The sequence below is a fragment of the Lysobacter sp. Soil_N_51 genome (assembly GCF_057655755.1).
Genome location: NZ_JBDGLR010000014.1, coordinates 110,019 through 116,909 on the forward strand (window position 1 = coordinate 110,019; position 6,891 = coordinate 116,909).

Annotated in this window: 7 protein-coding genes; 3 read left to right on the forward strand and 4 right to left on the reverse strand. The window is 64.8% G+C overall.

Features of this window, described 5'->3' with window-relative positions:
- Positions 1–338: 338 nt before the first annotated feature.
- Complete coding sequence (locus tag AC3A4T_RS23560; RefSeq protein WP_487677595.1) at positions 339–1,988, reverse strand: peptide-N4-asparagine amidase; 1,650 nt, start codon at positions 1,986–1,988, stop codon at positions 339–341.
- A 240-nt stretch (positions 1,989–2,228) separates the two neighbouring features.
- On the opposite strand from AC3A4T_RS23560, the gene msrA reads away from it, so the two are divergent.
- Positions 2,229–2,879: a peptide-methionine (S)-S-oxide reductase MsrA gene (gene msrA / locus AC3A4T_RS23565; RefSeq protein ID WP_487677602.1), complete on the forward strand. Its 651-nt coding sequence runs from the start codon at positions 2,229–2,231 to the stop codon at positions 2,877–2,879.
- A gap of 205 nt (positions 2,880–3,084) precedes the next feature.
- Here msrA and AC3A4T_RS23570 read toward each other — a convergent pair whose 3' ends face one another.
- Positions 3,085–3,657, reverse strand: a complete 573-nt coding sequence (locus tag AC3A4T_RS23570) for a DJ-1/PfpI family protein (RefSeq protein ID WP_487677596.1) — start codon at positions 3,655–3,657, stop codon at positions 3,085–3,087.
- A gap of 257 nt (positions 3,658–3,914) precedes the next feature.
- The gene (locus tag AC3A4T_RS23575) at positions 3,915–4,862 is read right to left on the reverse strand and encodes a LysR substrate-binding domain-containing protein (RefSeq protein ID WP_487677597.1); all 948 of its coding nucleotides are present in this window, start codon (positions 4,860–4,862) and stop codon (positions 3,915–3,917) included.
- Between the two features lie 153 nt (positions 4,863–5,015).
- Between AC3A4T_RS23575 and AC3A4T_RS23580 the strand changes: the two genes are divergently transcribed.
- Positions 5,016–5,555 carry a peroxiredoxin gene (locus AC3A4T_RS23580; protein WP_036115812.1) on the forward strand — a complete coding sequence of 180 codons (540 nt, stop codon included), beginning with the start codon at positions 5,016–5,018 and terminating at the stop codon, positions 5,553–5,555.
- Between the two features lie 334 nt (positions 5,556–5,889).
- Positions 5,890–6,417, forward strand: a complete 528-nt coding sequence (gene ahpD, locus AC3A4T_RS23585) for an alkylhydroperoxidase, AhpD family (protein WP_487677598.1) — start codon at positions 5,890–5,892, stop codon at positions 6,415–6,417.
- A 195-nt stretch (positions 6,418–6,612) separates the two neighbouring features.
- Here the strand turns inward: ahpD and AC3A4T_RS23590 are convergent.
- A partial coding sequence (locus AC3A4T_RS23590; protein WP_487677599.1) for a hypothetical protein occupies positions 6,613–6,891 on the reverse strand: 279 nt, incomplete at its 5' end.

Genomic DNA, 6,891 nt, shown 5'->3' on the forward strand with positions numbered 1-6,891 from the left:
GTCAGCACCGCACGCGCGGGCCCTTGATTCAAAGAAAAAGGCGTTCCTGTTTCGAATCAAGAGCCCGCAAGTGCGGTGCTTACGCGGGGGTAGGCCACACAGGACATCCATGTCCTGGGTGGCCTACGACGCGCATCCATGCGCGTCGCCCTTCGGGCCTGCTATTGCATCGCGAGTTATAAGCCGCGCCGGGCCAAAGCAGAGGCGAAGCTGAGCAAAGGCAGAGCAAAGGCCGAGATCCAGTCGCGCCTAAGCCAGGAGCTTTTTTGTGGGAGGGGCTTCAGCCCCGACTCGTCACCTCTAGTCAGGTTGAAAAACACCGACCCGCGAAAAATCAATCAGCGAGACCCACCACAGCGATACCGATCCAGTTGAATGAACCCATTCTCCTGCGCGATCTCGTGGTCATAGCACCCCTGCGTCCTCACACTGCGATGCCGCTGCGTCGAATGCCCCGTCGCATGCCGCTCCGGCCGTGGAACCCCGTAATTCCAGCCCGCCTCACCCTCGAAGCTATTGCGCGTTGCCTGCGCAATCAACGGCTGCCCCAACCCCGGCGTCTGCAAGGTGTTGGCCTCGTCGAAAATCTTCATCGTGGTCACGATGCGCTGATAGTTGCCCGACGGCACCACGCTGATCGAGCCGTCCAGACCGAAACGCTGCGACTGCACCGCCACCGTCGGCAGGCCGCGACCGATGCGGGTGACGGTCTGGGTGTCGTTCCATTCGCCCTTCACCCCGTCGGGGTTTTCCTCGGCGCCCCAGGTGTGCAGATTCTCGTTGCCGACGATGCGGTCGATGCTGGTGAATTCGCGGCCCTTGGAGGTGTCCACATAGCCGCTCGCGCGCAAGCGATGGCCGCCGCGGGTGTCGAGTTTGAAGCTGCCGTCCGGCAAGGCGGTGTAGACGGATTTGGCCGCGAGCGGGGTGAGTTCATAACTCAGCAGACGGCCGCCGGTGGCGCCGCGGCGGGCGTCGGTCCAGGCCTGCAGGTTCGGTTGCAAGGTCCAGCCCGAGGCGCCGTCGGGCAGGTTGGCGACGCGGAAGCGCACTTCGTGCGCGCGGCCGTCGTTGACCAGGCCGATGAAGGGCGTGAGGTCGTAGCGGATCGGTTCGATGTTGAACGCGCGCGGCGCCGGGATCACGTACCACAGGAACGGGTTCGACCAACCGCCGGTATAGATATGCGGATATGGCATGGCGATGCCGGCGACGCGACCGTCGATCAACACTTGCACTTCGCGGTACGGGCCGTGCTGGGCCGGGCAGGAGTAGTTCGCTTCCGGCGGTGCGGTGAAGTACCAGAATTCCTCGCAGCCGCCGCCCGAACCGGTGGCGTAGACCTCGCCGAGCCAGCGCGTGGCGTTGGCCGGCAGGGTGTAGTCGCCGATCAGGTCGGCGCCGTCGCGGCGTTCGTTGGCCAGCGGCGCGACCACGTCGGCGCTGTCGAGCGCGGGATGGCGACGGTCGGCGTTGTAGAAGACGACCCGCGCTTGTATGTAGATCACGCCGGTGTAGGTCTCGTTGACCACGTTGCCGAGGTACATGCGCACCGCCTGCGGCGATTTCAGCAACGAGGCGTAGGCGCTGATGTCTTTCTCGACATGCCAGCCGATGCCGTCGCGCGAAGGTTCGGGCGTGCTGGTCGACAGCACGGTCATGCCGGCGATCTGCAGATAGCCCAGGCGATCGTATTGGACGCCCTTCACTTGGCCGTCCATTTCCAGCACAACCTTGCTCCACGGCCCGGGGCAGGCCGCGGGTGGCGCGATCGCGCCGGGGTGCCAGTCGAAATCGGCGAACGCGGTGTCGAGGATCTCGACCGTGCAACTGCGGGTGTCGGGTCGCGCGACGGCCGGGTCGGCGGTGCGCGGATCGTCCCAGTCACTGCCGAATTCGTCGGCGGCATGGGCGGGCGCGGCGAAGGCCAACGCGGCCGACAACAGGCCGGTGGCAATCAGGCCAGCGCGAAGCAGGGGAGGGTTCATGAGCCGAGTCCTTGAAGGGGGCGAGGGACGTCCAGGCGGGTGCGGCACCGTCGCGGTGCGCACGTGCGGACGGGCGGGGCCCTTCGAGCTTCCCGGGTTTGGCTGCGACCGACAAGCCATGCGCGCGTGATCGGCGCTTGAATCCTGCGACACATGCCGCATTTCATCGGCAGGGCTTTGCCCGATAGCGATCCCCGCGACAATCGACGATACGGAGGCGAGACGATGGCCGGTTCATTCATTCCTGGCATAGGCGCGTTCAAGCAGCGGCTGCCGCAGCGCGAAGACGCGTTGCCCGGGCGCGCGCAGGAACTGCCGCTGCACAACCGTCATTTCGTCAACGGCCAACCCTTGCGCGACGCCTTCGCCGGACTGGCGCGGGTGCAGTTCGGCATGGGCTGTTTCTGGGGCGCCGAACGCAAGTTCTGGACCGTGCCGGGCGTGATCACCACCGCGGTCGGCTACTCGGGCGGTTACACGCCCAATGCGACGTATCGCGAAGTCTGCAGCGGCCAGACCGGGCATACCGAGGCGGTGCTGGTCGTGTACGACCCGAAGCAGGTCGCGTTCGAGGATCTGCTGAAAGTGTTCTGGGAAAGCCACGACCCGACCCAGGGCATGCGCCAGGGCAACGATGCCGGCACTCAGTACCGCTCGGCGATCTATTGCGAAGACGAAACCCAGTACCGGGCCGCGCTGTCCAGCCGCGACGCGTTCCAGGTCAAGTTACGCGAAGCCGGGTTCGGCGACATCACCACCGAAATTCCCGAGCCGCCGGCGCCGGTGTTCTATTACGCCGAGGACGAGCACCAGCAGTATCTGGCTAAGAACCCGATGGGGTATTGCGGCCTGGGCGGGACTGGCGTGAGTTGTCCGATCGGGGTGGTGTGAGCTGGGTGATTTGAAGCGGTGATGTGAATTAGCAACGTGAATCGTCGATGTGAATTGGCCAGTTGCTCGAGGAATCCGCAGCGACTCGCAACTCGCAATCGACGCAGGCCGCGAGGTCTTTTCCTGCAAAAGACCTCGCGGTTTTTCGTTGGCTGGTTTTGCGCGCTCGCATGCCAGTTCTGCGAGCGAACAGTGCAGTGATGAATCAACCGAAATCGCGCGCAAACATCGCGCGCATCTGCGCGATCCCTTCCGCCTGTTCCGGCACCACGATCCGCAGGCAGGCCTCGGCGAAGGAAATCGGCGAACTGCCCGGCGCGGTCACGATCGTGCCATCGCTGACGCAGGCCGCGTCGCGGTAATGCGTCTTGCCGCGGTAACCGACGACTTCATCGAGATAACCCGGCTCGTTACTGGTGTGCGCGCGTTCGTCGAGCAGGCCGGCGGTGGCGAGCGCGCGCGTGCCGCCGCAGATGCCGGCGATCGCGCGACCGGCCGCGGCACGCGTCCGCAGCGCCGCGACGATCGCCTCCGGCGCGGGCGCTTCGTCCCACAGCGCGCTGCCGGGCACGACCCACAGGTCGGCGGCGAGCGGGTCGAGTTCGGCCAGGCGGGTATGCGGTTGCAGGGTCATGCCGCCCATCGTCGTCAGTGGCGTGCCGTCGATGCTCGCGGTGACGACATCGACCCCGAACCAGGCATGCGCGGCGCCGGCGAGCGGGCCGTATTCCCAGTCGGCGGGGCGGTCGATCATGACGAAGGCGATGGTCTTGCTCATGCGGGCATGTCCTTGTGGTTCGAGGGTGGACATGATCGGCGCACGATTGCGATGCGGCCAGTGACGGGCGTCAGGTGTGCGGTGATGCGGGCAGCGCCGTTTCGTCGAAGCGTGCGGGTTCTCAGTCGCGGCTCACGCCGCTCCTACAGCGATCCCACGTTTCCCACTGTAGGAGCTGCGTAAGCTGCGACCGCGACATCTGATTTACGGCGAAACTCCGACGCGCGGTTCAAATCACACGCCTGGATCACGGCTTCTCACTGCGGCCCACGCACACTCCTGCGCTTCTCCCCCACCGGCCGCGGCGCCTGCAACAACGACGCCGGCAACTTGCGCAACTCCAGCGCCAGCTGCATCAGGAACTCCGACATCGCCGAACTGCGTCGCCACAGCATGCCGATCTGCCGGTGCGGCGACTCGCCGTTGAAACGCAGCAGGTGGATGTCGGGCGAGGGCGGGACCGGCGGTTGCACCGACAGCATCGGCAGCAAGGTGATGCCGACCCCGGACGCGACCATCTGCCGCAGCGTTTCCAGGCTGGTGGCGCGAAAACCGTCGCGTTCGTCGGCGCCGGCCAGGCGGCACACGTCCAGCGCCTGTTCGCGCAGGCAGTGGCCTTCCTCGAGCAGCAACAGGTGCTGATCATCGAGATCTTGCAGATCCAGCGAATCGCGCCCGGCCATCGGATGCTGCTGCGGCACCGCCAGCAGGAACGGTTCATCGAACAGCGGTTCGACATGCAACTGATCGTCATGGATCGGCAACGCGAGCAGGCCGGCGTCGAGGCGGCCGTCGCGCAGGCGCGCGAGGATCTGGTCGGTCTTCTCTTCGACCAGCAGCAATTCCAGGCGCGGGAAACGCTTGCGCAGTCCCGGCACCACATGCGGCAACAGGTACGGCCCCAGGGTCGGGAACAGGCCCAGCCGCACCGAGCCGGCCTCCGGGTCCTGGCTGCGGCGGGCGATCTCGCTCATCTGCTCGACGTCGGCGATGACCTTGCGCGCGCGCTCGGCGATATCGCGACCGACCGGCGTCAACATGACCCGCCGCGGCGCGCGCTCGACCAGCGACACACCCAACTCCTCTTCGAGCTTCTTGATCTGGGTCGACAACGTGGGCTGGCTCACGAAACTGGCCGCGGCCGCCCGGCCGAAGTGCTTGTGATCCGACAGAGCGACCAGATATTTGAGATCACGAAGGTTCATGCGCGGCCTGTCAATTGAGTGTGACTATCGGCATAATAGGAACAATTCATTTTATTTATCAATTGCTGTGCTGCAACATGCAGCACATAAGTTGCGCCCTTCGGCACCAACCACCCCTCCCAACCCCTCCCATCCCGTCAAGGAGTCATCCGCATGCTTTCGATCGGCGAAAAGTTCCCGAAATTCAAGGTCAAGGCCACCGTTGGTATCGACAGTCTCGATAGCGCGTTCGCCGACATCGACAACGACACCTACAAGGGCAAGTGGCTGCTGGTGTTCTTCTACCCGAAGGACTTCACCTTCGTCTGCCCGACCGAGATCAAGGGCTTCGGCGACCTGAACCAGCAGTTCCTCGACCGCGATTGCCAGGTGCTGGCCGCGTCGACTGACAGCGAGTTCGTCCACCTGGCGTGGCGCAAGGACCACAAGGACCTGCGCGACCTGCCGTTCCCCATGCTGGCCGACATCAAGAAGGACCTGACCTCCTCGCTCGGCATCCTGACCGAAGACGGCGTCGCCCAGCGCGCGACCTTCCTGGTCGACCCGGACGGCATCATCCGCTTCGTCTACGTGACCGACGGTTCGGTCGGCCGCAACCCGCAGGAAGTCCTGCGCGTGCTCGATGCGCTGCAGACCGACGAGCTGTGCCCGTGCAACTGGAGCCAGGGCGAGAGCACCCTCAAGGTCGCCTGATATTTTCAGGCGCGATCGCCGCGGTTCGTCCGTGTAGATCGTTCGACCGGGAGTGATCTCCCGCGGAGCCGGATTCCGTGACCCGGCTCCCCTCTGGTTCTACTGCGCCGCCGGCTTGTGCTGTCGGCGCAGACTTTCAAGGCAGTACCCCCGCATGTGGCCGCCCGCGGCCAACCTCCCTCCCATGCGGGATGCCCGCAGCCGGGGTTCGCCCCGGCTGCACTTCTTCCGTTTCGTTATCGACCCCGCCAGCCGTGCGCTTGCGCATGCCCGCCAGGCGATGACGCGTGTCCGTCGCGCGACGGATCTTTCGCCGCCTTTCAAGGAGCCTTCGATGAGCCTTTCCGATCTTCGCAACTCGCTTCCCGATTACGCCAAGGACCTCAAGCTCAACCTCGACAGCGTGCTCAGCGACGCCGGTTCGCAGGGCCTGGACGCCAGGCAGATCCGCGCCATCGCCCTGGCCTGCGCGATCGCCTCGCGCTACAAGCCGTTCGCCGCGGCGATCGAGGAATTCGCCGCCGAAAAGCTGTCGCCCGAAGAGATCAACGGCGCCAAGGCCGCGGCCGCGGTGATGGCGATGAACAACATTTATTACCGCGCCACGCATCTGATCCAGAACGAAGAGTACGGCCAGCTGCGCGCCGGCCTGCGGATGAACGTGATGGCCAATCCGGGCATCGACAAGATGACCTTCGAACTGGCGTCGCTGGCGGTGTCGGCGATCAACGGTTGCGGCGCCTGCATGGATTCGCACGAGAAGGTGCTACGCAAGCACGACATCAGCGCGCAGGGTGTGCAGAGCGCGCTCAAGATCGGCGCGGTGGTGCATGCGGTGGCGGTGACGTTGGAGCAGATGTGACGGGTTGATCGCGCTTGGCGGTCGTATCGCGAAAACGCCGGCGAAAGCCGGCGTTTTTGTTTGCCGGTATCGCCCTGGCTGATGGCGTCTTTGGGTGGCAATAGCACCAAATGGAAACTTGAAGTTGCATCCGTTCCAGCGAGCCATGGCCTTGCTCGGCTTGGCCTGCCTTGCCTTGCCTTGCCTCGCTTTGCTTTATGCCTTGGCCTTGAGCTTGAAGCCGCGCAATTCATCCAGCGCTGCGAAGCCACGCACTCGCGTTAGTAACAGCACACCCGAAGGGCAGCGTGCAGGATGCACGCCGTGCGCCACCGGGACATGGATGTCCCGTGTGGCGCATGCCTGCGTATGCACCGCACGCGCGGGCACTTGATTCAAAAAAAGCGTTTTGCACTGGCTACCCTCAAGTGCATCACCCGCCTTGAGTCCAATCCGATGGGAACGCAGTACAGCCACTTCAGCCAAGAAGAACGC